Here is a 14,487-nt window from a genome sequence, read left to right as displayed (position 1 = left end):
CGCTACTCGGCCGGGGTCTCCCCGAAGCCGCTGCCGGACCCGGTGTCCGCGCCCGAACCCGTGCTCTGCGAGGGGGTCGGCGTAGGCGTCGGGGTCGGTGTCGTATCGCTGTCCCCGGAGTCCGCACCGGAGTCGCCGCCGGAACCGCTGTCAGAGTCGGAGCCCGTGTCGGACCCGGTGCCGGTGCCGTCGCTGGGGGTCGGCGTGGGCGCCGTGCTGCCGTCCGTGGACGAGTCGTCGCCGTTCTGCCGCGAGCCGTCGTCCGAGCCCGTGCTGCTGTCCCCGGAGGGCGTCTGCGAGGTGCTGGGCGTCGGATCGTCGCCACCGGAGGACGAACGGCCGGAGAAGGCGTCGTGGAAGGTCGTGCTGCCGCTGTCCCCGCTGAAGCTCTGCCCGGACACCAGCTCGTACGTGGTGATGCCGCCCATGGTCACGCCGAACACGACGGCGGCGGCGATCAGCGGCCGCTTCCAGCTCTTCATGCGCGTGCGGTGCACGGTCCCGTCGGTGAACTCCTCGGACGGGAGCGGGGGTTGGGACGGCTCACTCGCGGGCCGCAGCAGGCGCGTGGCCTCGTCGACGGCGTCGGACCGCAGGAGCTGCGTCTTCTCGGGGTCGACCGTGCCCAGGAATCGGGTCTTCTCGGGGTCGGTCGTGTCCAGAAGCTGGGTCTTCTCGAACGTGTCGGGCAGCAGGTCGGCCACCGCGCCGGTGTCCAGGAGCTGGGTCCCCGCGTCGTCGGACATGTGCCGGTCGACGGATATCTGCTGCTCCGCCGCCGGCGGTGTGCCCCAGGTCGTGGTCGTCGGCAGCGCCCCGGTGGCGGGTCGCGCGGCCGGCGGCCTGGCACCGGTGGCCATGGCCTTCGTGGCGTCCATCGCGTCGTCCGAGCGGAAGGTGCGCGGCACCGGGCGCCCGTCGGCGGTGACCGGGACCTGGCGTGCCTTCGGCTTGGTGTGCACCGCGACGTCGCGTATCTGCTCGCCGGTGCGCTTGAAGAAGTGCTGGAAGACCGTGCCGCCACAGGTCGCGAGGGCGCTGACCAGACCGGCACCCAGAATCGTTCCGTAGACCCCGAAGCTGGAGGCGAGCTTCGCGGCCACGACGGCGGCGACCGCACTGCCCGCCACCTGGGGCACGCTCAGATCCAGCCGCTTCTTCTCCTCGGGCTCGCCCTGACCGTCCTTGGAGTTCTCCGGCTTCTCGCCCATTTCCGGACCTTGCCTGCCTTTCTCGACACATCCTGACATCGCGCCTGTTTCACGGCGAAGCTCACGAGACTACGTGAAACTTCCCGTGTCACACGAGAAAGGGACGTACAGCCGAAGCGAATGGTTCCGGTTCTGGAGATTCCGTGAAGCACGCCACGCGCATCTCCCGCGAATCGGACGCCGGCGGCCCATGCCCCGTACCCAACTCCCGTTCCCCGTGAGAAGTTCGGCGGCGTGCCGATCCACGCAAGTGGCCCGAATGGAGTACTGTTGCGAGCCCTGGGTCCGGTCTCCCGCCAGGGTGTCCGGGGCCTTCCAGGACCGCCGGGAGGGGGCTCGTTGCACAGGGTGACGTACTCGGTCACTTAGCGTTGCGAATAGGTAACCGTGCCATAACGGCGCTCTCGGGTCGATGCCCGACACGCCGGGCAACTCGGCAAGGTTGTGGCAGGCTGCACCCGGGCAGGCCACACTCGACTAGCGGAAGCAGCGACGCACGTGACGTCGGCAGGCACCACCCGGGAGGTCCCCATGCCCGAACTGCGTGTCGTGGCCGTCTCTAACGACGGCACACGGCTGGTGCTGAAGGCTGCGGACAGCACGGAGTACACGCTTCCGATCGACGAGCGCCTCCGGGCCGCCGTGCGCGGCGACCGTCCGCGTCTCGGCCAGATCGAGATCGAGGTGGAGAGCCACCTCCGCCCGCGCGACATTCAGGCGCGCATACGGGCCGGCGCCTCCGCCGAGGAGGTCGCCCAGTTCGCGGGCATCCCGGTCGATCGTGTACGCCGCTTCGAGGGCCCCGTGCTCGCGGAGCGTGCCTTCATGGCCGAGCGGGCCAGGAAGACCCCCGTGCGCCGTCCCGGCGAGAACACCGGCCCCCAGCTCGGCGAGGCGGTGCAGGAGCGACTCCTGCTGCGCGGCGCCGACAAGGAAACCGTCCAGTGGGACTCCTGGCGCCGCGACGACGGCACCTGGGAAGTCCTGCTCGTGTACCGCGTCGCGGGCGAACCGCACTCGGCGAGCTGGACCTACGACCCGCCCCGCAGGCTCGTCCAGGCCGTGGACGACGAGGCGCGCTCGCTGATCGGCGAGTCCGACGACATCGGTGCGCCCGAACCCACGTTCCCGTTCGTACCGCGCATCGCGCGGCTGCCCAGGGACCGGCCGCTGGACCGTGCCCTGGACCGGCAGTTGGAGCGTCCGACGCCACCGCCGCCGGAGGTCGGCCCGCCGGCGCCCGAGGAGAACCTGCCCGCGATCGCCTCCGCCTCGGAGCGCGACTCGCTGACCAGCCTCCTGGAGGCGGTGCCCAGTTACCGCGGCGACATCGTCGTGCCCGACCGTCCGACGACGGCTCCCGAGCCGCCGCCGGAGGAGCCCGAGCCGTCCACGGCAGCCGAGTTGGAAGAGCCGGCGGCACCCGCCGCGTCGGCCGGTGCCGGATCGGCGTACGCGGATGTCCTGATGCCGCGCTCCGTCGCGGGCCACCGGGACCGTCTGACCGGCACCACCGACCGGCAGGCCGAGGCCGACGGGGTGCGCCCCGGCCGGCGGGCCGCGGTGCCCAGCTGGGACGAGATCGTGTTCGGCACGCGGCGCAAGAAGCAGGAGTAGCGCTCCGCCGGGCACGCCCGGTGCTGCGCAGTCAGTAGTACGTGGCCGGGGCCCGTGCCGTTCAGTCGGCGCGGGCCCCGGCCACGTTCACGGGCAGAGCTGCTCAGCCGCCTCGGGCCCCGGCCGCGTACCGGGGCAGGGCCGGTCAGTCGGCGTGGGCCCTGGCCACGTACGGGGACGGGGTCACTGGGGGTCCGGACCCGTCGCTACCGGGCGGGACTCGTCCGACGACCACTGGGACCACGAGCCGACGTAGAGCTGGGCGTCGATGCCCGCCACCGCGAGGGCGAGGACTTCATGGGCGCCGGAGACGCCCGAGCCGCAGTAGACGCCGACCTGACCCGGATCGCCGGTGGCGCCGAGGGACTTGAAGCGGTCGGCGAGTTCGGCGGCGGAGTGGAAACGGCCGTCCGCCGCCACGTTCTCCGTGGTCGGGGCCGACACCGCGCCCGGGATGTGGCCGCCGACGCGGTCGATGGGCTCCACGTCGCCGCGGTAGCGCTCGGCGGCGCGGGCGTCCAGGAGCAGCCCCGAGCGGGCGAGGGCCGCCGCGGCGTCCGCGTCGAGCAGGCCGGTGGCACCCGGTGCAGGTTCGAAGGTGCCGGGCTCCGGGGACGGCGCGGAGGTCTCCAGGGGACCGTCCCAGGCGGCGAGGCCGCCGTCGAGGACGCGTACGGACGGATGCCCCGTCCAGCGCAACAGCCACCAGGCGCGAGCGGCCGCCCAGCCCTGTCCACCGTCGTACACAACGACGTCCCGGTCGGCCGAGACGCCCGCGGCGCGCAGCACGGCCCCGAGGTCCGCCAGATCGGGCAGCGGGTGCCGTCCCTCGCCCGGACCCGCGTGACCTGCGAGTTCCGCGTCGAGATCGATGAAGACCGCGCCCGGCAAGTGCCCCTTGGCGTACTCGGCGCGACCGTCGAAAGCGGGCTCTCCAGCGGCCTTCGCGACGCTCAGCTGCCAGCGGATGTCGAGCAGCACCGGCGGAGTGTCCCCCGCCAACTCGCTCGCAAGTTCGGATGCGGAGATGATGGCATTCATGAGGGCCATCCTTGCTCATGGTCTGGTACGAGCGGCGCGGTTCGGCTAGCGTGCTCGATCGACTACCGAGCGTGCACCGACCGGACACGGTCGGGTCATGGCGTCGCAACGCATGCGAAACACCGAATCGGGCATCCTCTGCCTGGAGTCCGGTGGATTCGGCGCGGCCAGGGAGCGCCGCGCGGCACGGAGTGCCACCATCAGCACGGGCGTGATGCGACACGCGGGGCCCCGAGTGCGGGGCCGAAGGTCCTGGTTAGAGGAGTCCGAGGAGAGAGTGACGATGACCGAGGCAGCAGCCCGGCGCGCACCGGGCACACCGTGCTGGGTGAGTCTGATGGTGCACAGCTTGACGGCGAGCCAGGAGTTCTACGGGGCGCTGTTCGGCTGGGAGTTCAGGCCGGGGCCGCAGCAGCTCGGCCCGTATGCGCGGGCGCTCCTGAACGGCAAGGAAGTGGCCGGCATCGGCCAGCTGCCGCCCGACCGCCACCTGCCGGTCGCCTGGACCCCGTACCTGGCCACCGACGACGTGGACGCGACGGCGGAGACGGTCCGGCACTGCGGCGGCACGGTGGGCGTCGGCCCGCTCGACGCGGGCGAGGCGGGCCGGATGGCGATCGGCTCCGACCCGGCGGGCGCGGTGTTCGGCGTCTGGCAGGCCGCGGCGCACCTGGGCATGGCGGTGACCGGGGTGCCGGGCGCGGTGGCGTGGAACGAGTTGGTGACGCGGGAGACGGCGAGCGTCGGCAAGTTCTACCAGGCGGTCTTCGGATACGCCGAAGAGGCCGTGGTCTCCGCCGACTTCGACTACCTGACGCTGCTCCTGGAGGAGCACCCGGTGGCGTCCGTGCACGGCGTGGGGAACGCCCTGCCGCGCGATCGCGGCGCGTACTGGATCACGTACTTCGAGGTCGCCGATGTGGACGAGGCCGTGGAGCGGGTCGCGGACCTGGGCGGTCATGTGATCAAGCCGCCGCGCGACGGTTCGTACGGGCGGGTGGCCACGGTGGCCGACCCCGAGGGAGCGCAGTTCGCGCTCGTGACGTCGCGGACGGACTAGGTCCTGCCCGTCGCTCAGCCTCCCACCGGCAGCACGTCCGGCGACAGGGCCGCCGCGTGCGCCGAGGCGCTGGTCATGCGCTTGCGGTGGTGGCGGCGGCACAGGACCTCGTAGCCGACCTCGGCCGCCGGGCGGTCCACGTCGCCGATGACGACCTGCGCGCCCTCGACGACCATCTCGCCGCCCACCGTGCGCGCGTTGTGCGTGGCGCGCTCGCCGCACCAGCACATCGCCTCGACCTGCAACGCCTCTATCCGGTCCGCCAGCTCGATCAGGCGCTGCGAGCCGGGGAAGAGACGCGTGCGGAAGTCCGTCGTGATACCGAAGGCGAAGACGTCCAGGTCCAGGTCGTCCACGACGCGGGCCAGTTGGTCGATCTGCTCCGTGGCGAGGAACTGGGCCTCGTCCACGATCACGTAGTCCACCTTGTCGCCCCGCGACAACTGCCCCACCACATACGCGTACAGGTCGAGCCCGGCGCCCGCCTCCACCGCGTCCGTCACCAGGCCGAGCCGCGACGACAGCTTGCCCTCGCCGGCGCGGTCGTCCCGTGTGAAGATCAGGCCCTTGAGTCCCCGTGCCGAACGGTTGTGCTCGATCTGGAGCGCCAAGGTGCTCTTTCCGCAGTCCATCGTTCCGGAGAAGAACACAAGCTCGGGCATGGGGAGTCGAGCACCTTTCGAAGCTGGGGTCGGGAGGGAGGAGCGGGGGCGGGCCGCGGAGTCAGGAGCGCACTTCGAGCAGCGGTACCAGTTGTTCCACCGGGGTCATCGAGCCGTGGTTGCCGACCATCGCCGACTCCTTCGGTTCGTTCTCGGACGCGATGATCACCACGTCGTCGCGGGCGGCGGCGATCACGTCACCGAGCCGCTCGTACACGCGCCGGTCGACCTGCGGACCGAACCAGCCCGCGGCGATCGCCTCGTCGCGGCTCGCGATCCAGAACTGCTCGCCGAGCACCTCGCGCCACACCGCGAGGACGTCGTTCTGCGCGCCCGGCACCGCGTACACGTGGCGCGCGCGGCCCTCGCCGCCCAACAGGGCCACGCCCGCGCGCAGTTCCCAGTCCGTGTCGAAGTCGATGCGGGACTGCTCGTCGAAGGGGATGTCGAGCATGCCGTGGTCGGCCGTGACGTACAGCGCGCTGCGCGGCGGCAGTTGCTCGGCGAGGCGCTGGGCGAGCCGGTCGACGTACATGAGCTGGCCGCGCCAGGGGTCGGAGTCGACACCGAAGCGGTGCCCCTTGCCGTCGACCTCGCTGTAGTACGTGTAGACCAACGACCGGTCCCCCGCCGCCAGTTGCTCGGCGGCCAGGTCCATGCGGTCCTCGCCGGACAGACGTCCGTGGAAGGTGCCGCCGCTGAGGGCGATCTTCGTGAGCGGCGTCGACTGGAAGGCGGGCGCGGAGACCTGCGCCGTGTGGACGCCCGCGTCGTGGGCGCGCTGGAAGATCGTCGGGTACGGCTGCCAGGTCTGCGGCTTGGTCCACGGGTTCCACCGGAGCTGGTTCATCAGCTCGCCGGTGTCGGGGTTGCGCACGGTGTAGCCGGGCAGGCCGTGGGCGCCGGGCGGCAGTCCCGTACCGACCGAGGCGAGGGAGGTCGCGGTGGTGGCCGGGTATCCCGCGGTGATCGGCTGTCCGGTGCCGCCGCGTGAGGACGCTATGAGCGAGCTCAGGAAGGGCGCCTCGTCCGGGTGGGCCTTCAGCTGCTCCCAGCCGAGGCCGTCGATGAGGAAGACGCAGGCGCGGTCGACCGGAGCGAGCTCCGGAATCGCGGCCGTGCAGTCGGGGACGCCGAGGTGGGCGCCGAGGGTGGGCAGCAGGTCGGCGAGGGAGCCGGAGCCGTACGCCGGGACGGGAGCGGAGTGGACGGGCAGCGGCTCTACGTCGTCCCAGGCGGCCTGCGTCATCAGCGTCCCGCGTCCGCGGTGGCCTCGGAGAGCGCCTGCGCGAAGGCGAGGGCCTGGCGCACGGTCTCCGGACCGTCGCCCGCCTCGCTGACGCGCAGGCTCAGGTCGTCGGCGGTGGAGCTGCCCGTGTAGCCGTGGTCCGCCTCGCAGTTGGGGTCGCCGCAGGCGGCGGGCTCCAGGTCGATACGGGAGACGGCGCCCCAGCCGATGGTGAGGACGACCTCGCGAGGCAGCGTGCCCGGCACGTACTTCTCCGGGTTGGCGACGACGCGGCTGAGCACGACGGAGGAGATCCGGCCGATCTTCACGGATTCCGTGGACGTCGTCGCGTACGGCGTCGGGGACGTGGTGTCGGCCGCCTGCTCGTCGGTGTGGCTGACGATGAAGCGGGTGTCGGTCAGGACCAGGACCGTGACATGACGACGGACCTCGTTCGCGTCGAACGTGGTCTCCTGGTGCACGAGGTACGACGACATGGGTTCGCCGCCGACCGCGGCCTCCACCGCCTCGGCCACGAGGGCCGGGTAGTAGCCGCTGCGCTCGATCGCCGCTCGCAACCCTTGGGTCGTCGTACTGGTCTTGGCCATGAGGTCCATCCTAAGGCCCGGGAAGAGACTGCCGTTGCCCCTGTGGATAACTCTGCGTGAGGGCTCCGGGCGGGTCGGGTCAGTACGCGACGGGCAGGGTTCGCGGGCCGAGGTCGTCGCGGGCGGGAGGGGGCGCGAGCCGGACGGACGCGCCGAGCACGGACAGTCCGTGCTGGGCCACGACGACCGGTTCGAGGGCGACGCCGACGACCTCGGGGTGGTCGTCGACGAGGCGGGACACGCGTTGCAGGAGTTCTTCGAGCGCGGGCGTGTCGACGGGTGCGGAGCCGCGCCAGCCGAAGAGGATCGGCGCCGTCTTGATGGAGCGGACGATGCCCTGGGCGTCCCGGTCGGTGACCGGGATCAGACGGTGGGCGGTGTCGCCGAGCAGTTCGGACGCGGCGCCGGCGAGGCCGAAGGAGAGCACGGCTCCGGCCGCCGGGTCGATCACGGCCCGTACGACGGTGTCGACGCCGCGCGGTGCCATCGCCTGGACGACGGGCCGCAGCTCGGCGGGCGCCCCGAGCCGCTCCCCGAGCTCTTCGTAGGCGCGCCGCAGCTCTCCTTCGTTGGCGAGGTCGAGGCGGACGCCGCCGAGGTCGGGGCGGTGGCGCAGGTGCGGGGCCGTCGTCTTCAGGGCCACCGGGTAGCCGAGCGCACGCGCGGCCGCGGCGGCCTCGTCGGGGTCGGGGGCGGGCAGCGTCCTGCGTACGTCGACGCCGTAGCGGGCGAGCAGTTCGCGGGCGGCGTCCGGGGCGAGCTCCGTGCCGCGCGGGTCGTCCTCCTCGGCGAGCAGTTCGGTGATGAGGGCGGCGGCCCCGGCCTCGTCGATGTCGTCGTACTCGGGGACCTTGCCGGGCTCCGCCGCGTCGCGCCGCCACTGGGCGTACTTGGCGACCTCGGACAGGGCGCGGACGGCGCGCTCGGCGGCGGGGTAGGCGGGGATGAGGCGCCGGGTGGTGCCGGGGGCGTCCTCGGCGGCGGGTGCGGGCCGGGCCGCGGGCTGCGCTCCCGGGGCGTTGGGCCCGGTGCTCGCCGCGGCGGACAGGGCCTCGGCGAGGCCGCCCAGCTCCACGTGGACGACGAGCACCGGCTTCGTGGGCACGGTCGCGGCGGCCGCGCTCAGGGCGGCGGCCAGCTCGGCGTCCTCGGTCGGGTCCTCCCCCACGGTCGGCATCGCGGTGACGACGACGGCGTCGGTCTTGTCGTCCGCGAGCGCGTCCTCCAGGGCGGCACGGAAGTCCTGTGCGGAGGCCTCGGTGGTGAGGTCGCGGGGCGGCTTGGGCCGCAGCCCTTCGGAGAGACAGACGTCGTACGTGAGCAGACCCAGCGATTCGGAGTTGCCCAGGATGGCGACGCGCGGGCCCGCCGGGAGCGGCTGGCGGGCCAGCAGGAGCCCCGCGTCGACGAGTTCGGTGATGGTGTCGACCCGGATGACGCCGGCCTGGCGCAGGAGCGCGGAGACGGTGGCGTACGGGAGGCGGGTGGCGCGCACGGTGTGCCCGGTGGGGGCGATGCCGCTGTGCCGGGCGCCCTGGACGACCACGAGGGGCTTCGCGGCCGCGGTGCGGCGGGCGAGGCGGGTGAACTTGCGCGGGTTGCCGATCGATTCGAGGTACATGAGAGCGACGTCCGTGTCCGGGTCGTCGTACCAGTACTGGAGGACGTCGTTGCCGGAGACGTCCGCGCGGTTGCCCGCGGAGACGAACGTGGAGACGCCGGTGAGGCCGGTGACTCCCCCGCCGCGCCGCTGGAGCCGCGCGAGGAGGGCGATGCCGATGGCGCCGGACTGGGCGAACAGGCCGATGCGTCCGGGGCGGGGCATCTCGGGGGCGAGCGAGGCGTTGAGCCGTACGTCGGGTGAGGTGTTGACCACCCCGAACGCGTTGGGCCCGATGATGCGCATTCCGTAGGTGCGGGCCTGGCGCACCAGTTCCCGCTGGCGCTCGCGGCCTTCGGCGCCGCTCTCCGCGTAGCCGGCGGAGATGACGACGAGGCCCTGTACGCCTCGTTCGCCGCATTCGGCGACGACCTCGGGGACGTCGGGGGCGGGGACGGCGACGACGGCCAGGTCGACGGGCTCGGCGGGGTCGATGTCACGGACGGAGCGGTGGGCGGGGACGCCGTCGAGCTCCTTGAAGTCCTCGGGGTAGGCCTTGTTCACCGCATACATGCGGCCGGTGAAGCCCGCGTCCTTCAGGTTGTCGAGAACGCTGCGGCCCACTCCCCCGGGTGTACGCCCCGCGCCGATCACGGCGACCGATCCGGGGGCGAGGAGGCGCTGCACGGATCGGGCCTCGGCGCGCTGCTCCCGGGCGCGCTGCACGGCGAGCGACGCCTCCGTGGGCTCCAGGTCGAACTCCAGGTGGACGACGCCGTCCTCGAAGCTGCGCTTCTGCGTGTATCCGGCGTCCGTGAACACCTTGATCATCTTGGTGTTGGCGGGCAGCACCTCGGCGGCGAACCGGCGGATGCCGCGCTCGCGGGCGACGGCCGCGATGTGCTCCAGAAGGGCGGACGCCACGCCACGCCCCTGATGGGCGTCCTGCACGAGGAAGGCGACCTCGGCCTCGTCGGCCGGCGCGGAGGCGGGCCTGCCCTGCGCGTTGATCCGGTCGTAGCGCACCGTCGCAATGAACTCGCCGCCCACCGTGGCCGCCAGTCCGACGCGGTCCACGTAGTCGTGATGGGTGAACCGGTGGACATCCTTGTCGGACAGACGCGGGTAGGGCGCGAAGAAGCGGTAGTACTTCGACTCGTCCGAGACCTGCTCGTAGAAGCTGGTCAGGTGCTCGGCGTCCTCGGTGGTGATCGGCCTGATCCGCGCGGTGCCGCCGTCGCGCAGCACGACGTCGGCCTCCCAGTGGGCGGGGTAGGCGTGCCGGTCCGACGGGGTCTCCATGCCGCAAGGGTAGGGCGGCCCACCGACAAGCGGGGGCTCGTCGTACGGGTCGCGTCGTGCGCGTGGGGCAGGCAGGCTATGGAGGGCCGAACGGCCGTGCGCGCAGGGGACCTGGGTCCGCGTCGAGCACGTTCGCCGGTGTGTGAGAATGGTCTAGACAACCGTGAGACACCTGAAGGGCAGCATCACATGGCTGAGCGCCGCGTCAACGTCGGCTGGGCCGAGGGCCTCCACGCCCGCCCCGCCTCCATCTTCGTCCGCGCGGCCACCGCGTCCGGCGTCCCCGTGACGATCGCCAAGGCCGACGGCAACCCGGTCAACGCCGCCTCCATGCTCGCGGTGCTCGGCCTGGGCGCTCAGGGCGGCGAGGAGATCATCCTCGCCTCCGACGCCGAGGGTGCGGATGCCGCCCTCGACCGTCTGGCGAAGCTGGTCGCCGAGGGACTCGAGGAGCTTCCCGAGACCGTCTGAGTCATCGATCTCAGCAATAACAGCGGAGCCGCGCGATTCCCCCCGGGGTCGCGCGGCTCCGCTGTTTTACTTTCCCCCCCGGCCGCACCTGAATTCACGTACGGGAAAGCGCGCACCGGAAATCAATGGGCAGCATCAATTACTCCGCGACCCATTCGGCGAATAGCGCACTTCTTTGTATACGGCCCCCCTGTTAATGGCGGAGCCCCGCCGTGTTTACAGGAGGTTGCGAAGTCCTCACACGATCGCCCGCGCGGGGAACGCGCAGCCGATGGGCCGCCGTGGCCCGCTCGGTGTGCAGGGCGGTCAGGGTCCGCGCGCGCGTGGCGTCACCGCGCGCCACCGCGTCGACGATGGCGCCGTGCTCCGCCCAGGACTCGGCGGGCTGGGCCGGCGTCTCCACGGCGTACATCCAGGCGATCTTGTGGCGGAGCTGGGTGAGCAGGGCGATCAGACCCGGGCTGCCCGAGGCCTGGGCGAGCGTCTCGTGGAACCAGCCGCCGAGGGAGCGCAGATCCTCGCTCTGACCTCGCCTGGAGCGCTCCTGGCCCAGCCTGACCAGGCCGCGCAGGACCTTGAGGTGGGCCTCGGTGCGGCGCTGCGCCGCGCGGGCCGCACCCAGCGGTTCGAGCAGCATGCGGATCTCCAGGAGATCGGCCGCCTCCTGCTCGGTGGGCTCCGCGACGCACGCGCCCGCGTGCCTGCGCGTGACGACGAACCCCTCCGCCTCCAGGGTGCGCAGCGCCTCACGGACCGGCACACGCGAGACTCCGTAGCGGCGCGCGAGCAGTTCCTCGGTGAGCCTGCCGCCGCGCTCGTAGACACCCGCGACGATGTCGTCGCGGATCGCCGTGCATACCGAGTGCGCGGGAATGCGCATGACCCGACCTCCGCCTTAATCCCCGCGAAACGCGGTCGATTGACGCCCCTGCAAGCGCGATTGACACTCGATCAGCGCGCTTGTCCAATGACTCTATTCCACCGTCCCTGAATTTCCGACGGCAGCCCTGAATCCATGGATATTTTTTGGACAGGAGTGGTCTGCACGCGCGAAAGCCCCGGCTCGATGAGCCGGGGCTTTCGTGAGGTCCGTCGAACGGGTCAGACGCTGACGCCGTGCGAGCGCAGGTACGCGACCGGGTCGATGTCCGAGCCGTACTCGGCGGTCGTACGGGCCTCGAAGTGAAGGTGCGGGCCCGTGACGTTGCCCGTGGCACCGGAGAGGCCTATCTGGGTGCCGGGGGTGACCGACTGGCCCACGGAGACACCGATGGACGACAGGTGACCGTACTGGGTGTACGTACCGTCGTTCATCTTGATCACGATGTTGTTGCCGTACGCACCACCCCAGCCGGCCTCGACGACGGTGCCGGAGCCGACGGCGTGGACCGCGGTGCCGCTCGCGGCGTGGAAGTCGATACCGGTGTGGCTGCCGGAGGACCACAGGCCGCTGCTCGCCTTGTAGGCGGTGGAGACGTACGAGTTGGAGATGGGCGCCACGTAGGTGTTGAGGCGCTTGCGCTCGGCCTCACGGGCGGCGCGCTCCTTGGCCTCGCGCTCCTTCTTGGCCTTCGCCTCGGCGGCGCGCTTCTCGGCCTCGGCCTTCCTCTTCGCCTCTTCGGCCGCCTTCTTCTCGGCGGCGGCTTCGGCGGCGGCCTTCTTCTGGGCGGAGGCCTGGGCGTCGATCTGGTCGGCCAGGGAGTCGCCGATGGCGATGGCCTGGGTCAGACCGTTCTGCTCGGCGGCCGCGGTGTCGGCGGCGAGAGCCGGGGCGGCGAGGCCTCCGATGACACCCGTCGTGGTGAGCGCCGCGACGCCCGCGACGTGCGCGGTGGTACGCGTGAGGCGACTCGGACGACGGTGCTTCCCGGTGGCACGGGTGAACGCCATGAAGGGGCTGTTCCTTTCCTTCCCTCTCGCCTACCGGGTTAGCTGACGGGTTCGGAGCAGGAAGGTCTCCTACGGGCCCCCTCCCCTCGCGGGAAGAGCGCCCGATTCACCCCAGGGACTGCGGTGGGTCCCCGGCTCCCCTGGCTCGCGCCTGGGGGACTCGGCGATGACTGCCCGGTGTCGCGGGCGCGACGTGTGTCTGGCGGGCAGCCGGACCGACGCTAAGCGGGACATCTTTCAATCAACAAACGGATCCCGGCTTTTGTAGTGCATGCCACAGAGCAGACAGGCAACCTCCACCTCAATTCGGACATATGCGATCCAAGTCTGTTCAAGAGATGGACAACTGTGGACGTGAGCGACACCACGAAGCCCCGCAGGCCTATGGGGCCTGCGGGGCTTCGTGGTGTCGTACGGGGCGTCCGGTCAGCCGGCGACGACGCTCACCTCGCCGATCCCGAGCGCCTTGACGGGCTCCTCGATCTGCGCGGCGTCTCCCACCAGGATCGTCACCAGACGGTCGGCCGGGAAGGCGCTCACGACCGCCGCGGTGGCCTCCACGGTGCCCGTGGCGGCCAGTTGGCGGTACAGCGTGGCCTGGTAGTCGTCCGGCAGGTGCTGCTCGACCTGGTCGGCGAGCGTGCCGGCGACGGCCGCGGCGGTCTCGAACTTGAGCGGGGCCACCCCCACCAGGTTCTGCACCGCGGTGTCCCGCTCGGCGTCCGTGAGGCCCTCCGCGGCCAGCGTGCGCAGGACCTTCCAGAGGTCGTCGAGCGCCGGCCCGGTGTTCGGCGTGTCCACGGAACCACTGATGGCGAGCATCGCGGCGCCCGTCCCGTCCGGCGCCGAACGCAGCACCTGGGCGAAGGAACGCACCCCGTAGGTGTAGCCCTTCTCCTCGCGCAGGACACGGTCCAGACGCGACGTGAGGGTGCCGCCGAGGCAGTACGTACCGAGGATCTGCGCGGCCCACACACGGTCGTGCCGGTCGGGTCCGATGCGGCCGATGAGCAGCTGCGTCTGCACGGCGCCCGGGCGGTCCACGATGACGACCCGTCCGGTGTCGTCGGCGGTGACCGGCGCGACGGGACGGGACTCGGTGGTGTCGCCGGTCCAGGCGCCGAGCGTGTCCCCCAGGAGGGCGTCGACGTCGACGCCCGTCAGGTCGCCCACCACCACGGCCGTGGCCGTGGCGGGGCGTACGTGCTTCTCGTAGAAGGCGCGTACGGCGGCCGCGTCGATGGCGGCGACGGTCTCCTCGGTGCCCTGACGCGGGCGCGACATCCGCGCGGTGGCCGGGAAGAGCTGCCGGGAGAGCTCCTTGGCTGCGCGGCGGGCCGGATTGGCGCTCTCGTGCGGGATCTCGTCCAGGCGGTTGCGCACCAGGCGCTCGATCTCGCTGTCGGCGAAGGCGGGCGCGCGCAGGGCGTCGGCGAGCAGCGCGAGCGCCTTCGGGAGCCGGGAGACGGGCACCTCGAGGGAGACGCGGACGCCGGGGTGGTCGGCGTGCGCGTCCATCGTGGCGCCGCAGCGCTCCAGTTCGGCCGCGAACTCCTCGGCGGAGTGCTTGTCGGTGCCCTCGTTGAAGGCACGCGCCATGATCGTGGCGACGCCGTCGAGCCCGGCGGGCTCGGCGTCCAGAGGCGCCTCCAGGTTGACCTCGACGGCGACGACCTGCTGGCCGGGGCGGTGACAGCGCAGCACGGTCAGGCCGTTGCCGAGCTGACCGCGCTCCGGGGCCGGGAAGGCCCACGGCTTGGCGGCGCCGGCCTGCGGCTGGGGGTGGAAGTCCATGGT

The 14,487-nt window shown here is 72.0% G+C and carries 12 protein-coding genes and 1 riboswitch; of the genes, 3 read left to right on the top strand and 9 right to left on the bottom strand.

Translation table 11 applies throughout. The features are described from left to right. Window positions 1–2: 2 nt before the first annotated feature. Window positions 3–1,211 (bottom strand): hypothetical protein, encoded by a 1,209-nt coding sequence (locus V2W30_RS29990; RefSeq protein ID WP_338701360.1) that lies wholly within the window; start codon window positions 1,209–1,211, stop codon window positions 3–5. Between the two features lie 531 nt (window positions 1,212–1,742). Between V2W30_RS29990 and sepH the strand changes: the two genes are divergently transcribed. Continuing rightward, window positions 1,743–2,828, top strand: a complete 1,086-nt coding sequence (gene sepH, locus V2W30_RS29985) for a septation protein SepH (RefSeq protein ID WP_338701359.1) — start codon at window positions 1,743–1,745, stop codon at window positions 2,826–2,828. A 183-nt stretch (window positions 2,829–3,011) separates the two neighbouring features. On the opposite strand, the gene V2W30_RS29980 is transcribed toward sepH, so the two are convergent. Next, entirely contained in the window at window positions 3,012–3,869 is an 858-nt protein-coding gene (locus V2W30_RS29980) for a sulfurtransferase (RefSeq protein ID WP_338701358.1), read from the bottom strand. Window positions 3,870–4,152: 283 nt separating this feature from the next. Between V2W30_RS29980 and V2W30_RS29975 the strand changes: the two genes are divergently transcribed. Continuing rightward, on the top strand, window positions 4,153–4,929 hold the full coding sequence (locus V2W30_RS29975; protein ID WP_338701356.1) for a VOC family protein: 777 nt from the start codon (window positions 4,153–4,155) through the stop codon (window positions 4,927–4,929). A 14-nt stretch (window positions 4,930–4,943) separates the two neighbouring features. Here the strand turns inward: V2W30_RS29975 and V2W30_RS29970 are convergent, their stop codons facing one another. The 4 genes from V2W30_RS29970 to V2W30_RS29955 all read right to left on the bottom strand — a co-directional run bounded on the left by V2W30_RS29970 (window position 4,944) and on the right by V2W30_RS29955 (window position 10,329). After that, window positions 4,944–5,591 (bottom strand): thymidine kinase, encoded by a 648-nt coding sequence (locus V2W30_RS29970; protein ID WP_338701354.1) that lies wholly within the window; start codon window positions 5,589–5,591, stop codon window positions 4,944–4,946. Between the two features lie 61 nt (window positions 5,592–5,652). Continuing rightward, the gene (locus tag V2W30_RS29965; RefSeq protein ID WP_338701352.1) at window positions 5,653–6,840 is read right to left on the bottom strand and encodes a nucleotide pyrophosphatase/phosphodiesterase family protein; all 1,188 of its coding nucleotides are present in this window, start codon (window positions 6,838–6,840) and stop codon (window positions 5,653–5,655) included. Continuing rightward, on the bottom strand, window positions 6,840–7,427 hold the full coding sequence (locus V2W30_RS29960; RefSeq protein ID WP_338701350.1) for a DUF5998 family protein: 588 nt from the start codon (window positions 7,425–7,427) through the stop codon (window positions 6,840–6,842). The genes V2W30_RS29965 and V2W30_RS29960 overlap by 1 nt, the downstream gene beginning before the upstream one ends. 79 nt (window positions 7,428–7,506) lie before the next feature. Further along, window positions 7,507–10,329 carry a GNAT family N-acetyltransferase gene (locus V2W30_RS29955; protein WP_338701349.1) on the bottom strand — a complete coding sequence of 941 codons (2,823 nt, stop codon included), beginning with the start codon at window positions 10,327–10,329 and terminating at the stop codon, window positions 7,507–7,509. 189 nt (window positions 10,330–10,518) lie between these two features. Here V2W30_RS29955 and V2W30_RS29950 point away from each other — a divergent pair, with 189 nt between their 5' ends. Beyond that, on the top strand, window positions 10,519–10,800 hold the full coding sequence (locus tag V2W30_RS29950; protein WP_338701347.1) for an HPr family phosphocarrier protein: 282 nt from the start codon (window positions 10,519–10,521) through the stop codon (window positions 10,798–10,800). 193 nt (window positions 10,801–10,993) lie between these two features. Here the strand turns inward: V2W30_RS29950 and V2W30_RS29945 are convergent, their stop codons facing one another. The 3 genes from V2W30_RS29945 to V2W30_RS29935 all read right to left on the bottom strand — a co-directional run bounded on the left by V2W30_RS29945 (window position 10,994) and on the right by V2W30_RS29935 (window position 14,484). Continuing rightward, window positions 10,994–11,680, bottom strand: coding sequence for a GntR family transcriptional regulator (locus V2W30_RS29945; protein WP_338701345.1), 687 nt, complete (start codon window positions 11,678–11,680; stop codon window positions 10,994–10,996). 221 nt (window positions 11,681–11,901) lie between these two features. Next, window positions 11,902–12,690 (bottom strand): M23 family metallopeptidase, encoded by a 789-nt coding sequence (locus V2W30_RS29940; protein WP_338701343.1) that lies wholly within the window; start codon window positions 12,688–12,690, stop codon window positions 11,902–11,904. 12 nt (window positions 12,691–12,702) lie between these two features. After that, window positions 12,703–12,866, bottom strand: a riboswitch (cyclic di-AMP (ydaO/yuaA leader). A gap of 250 nt (window positions 12,867–13,116) precedes the next feature. After that, window positions 13,117–14,484, bottom strand: a complete 1,368-nt coding sequence (locus tag V2W30_RS29935; protein ID WP_338703821.1) for a pitrilysin family protein — start codon at window positions 14,482–14,484, stop codon at window positions 13,117–13,119. Between the last annotated feature and the right edge of the window lie 3 nt (window positions 14,485–14,487).

Source organism: Streptomyces sp. Q6 (genome assembly GCF_036967205.1).
Taxonomy (GTDB): domain Bacteria; phylum Actinomycetota; class Actinomycetes; order Streptomycetales; family Streptomycetaceae; genus Streptomyces; species Streptomyces citrinus.
The sequence above is the reverse complement of the archived record's forward strand: the minus strand, read 5'-3'. Positions and strand labels throughout refer to the sequence as shown.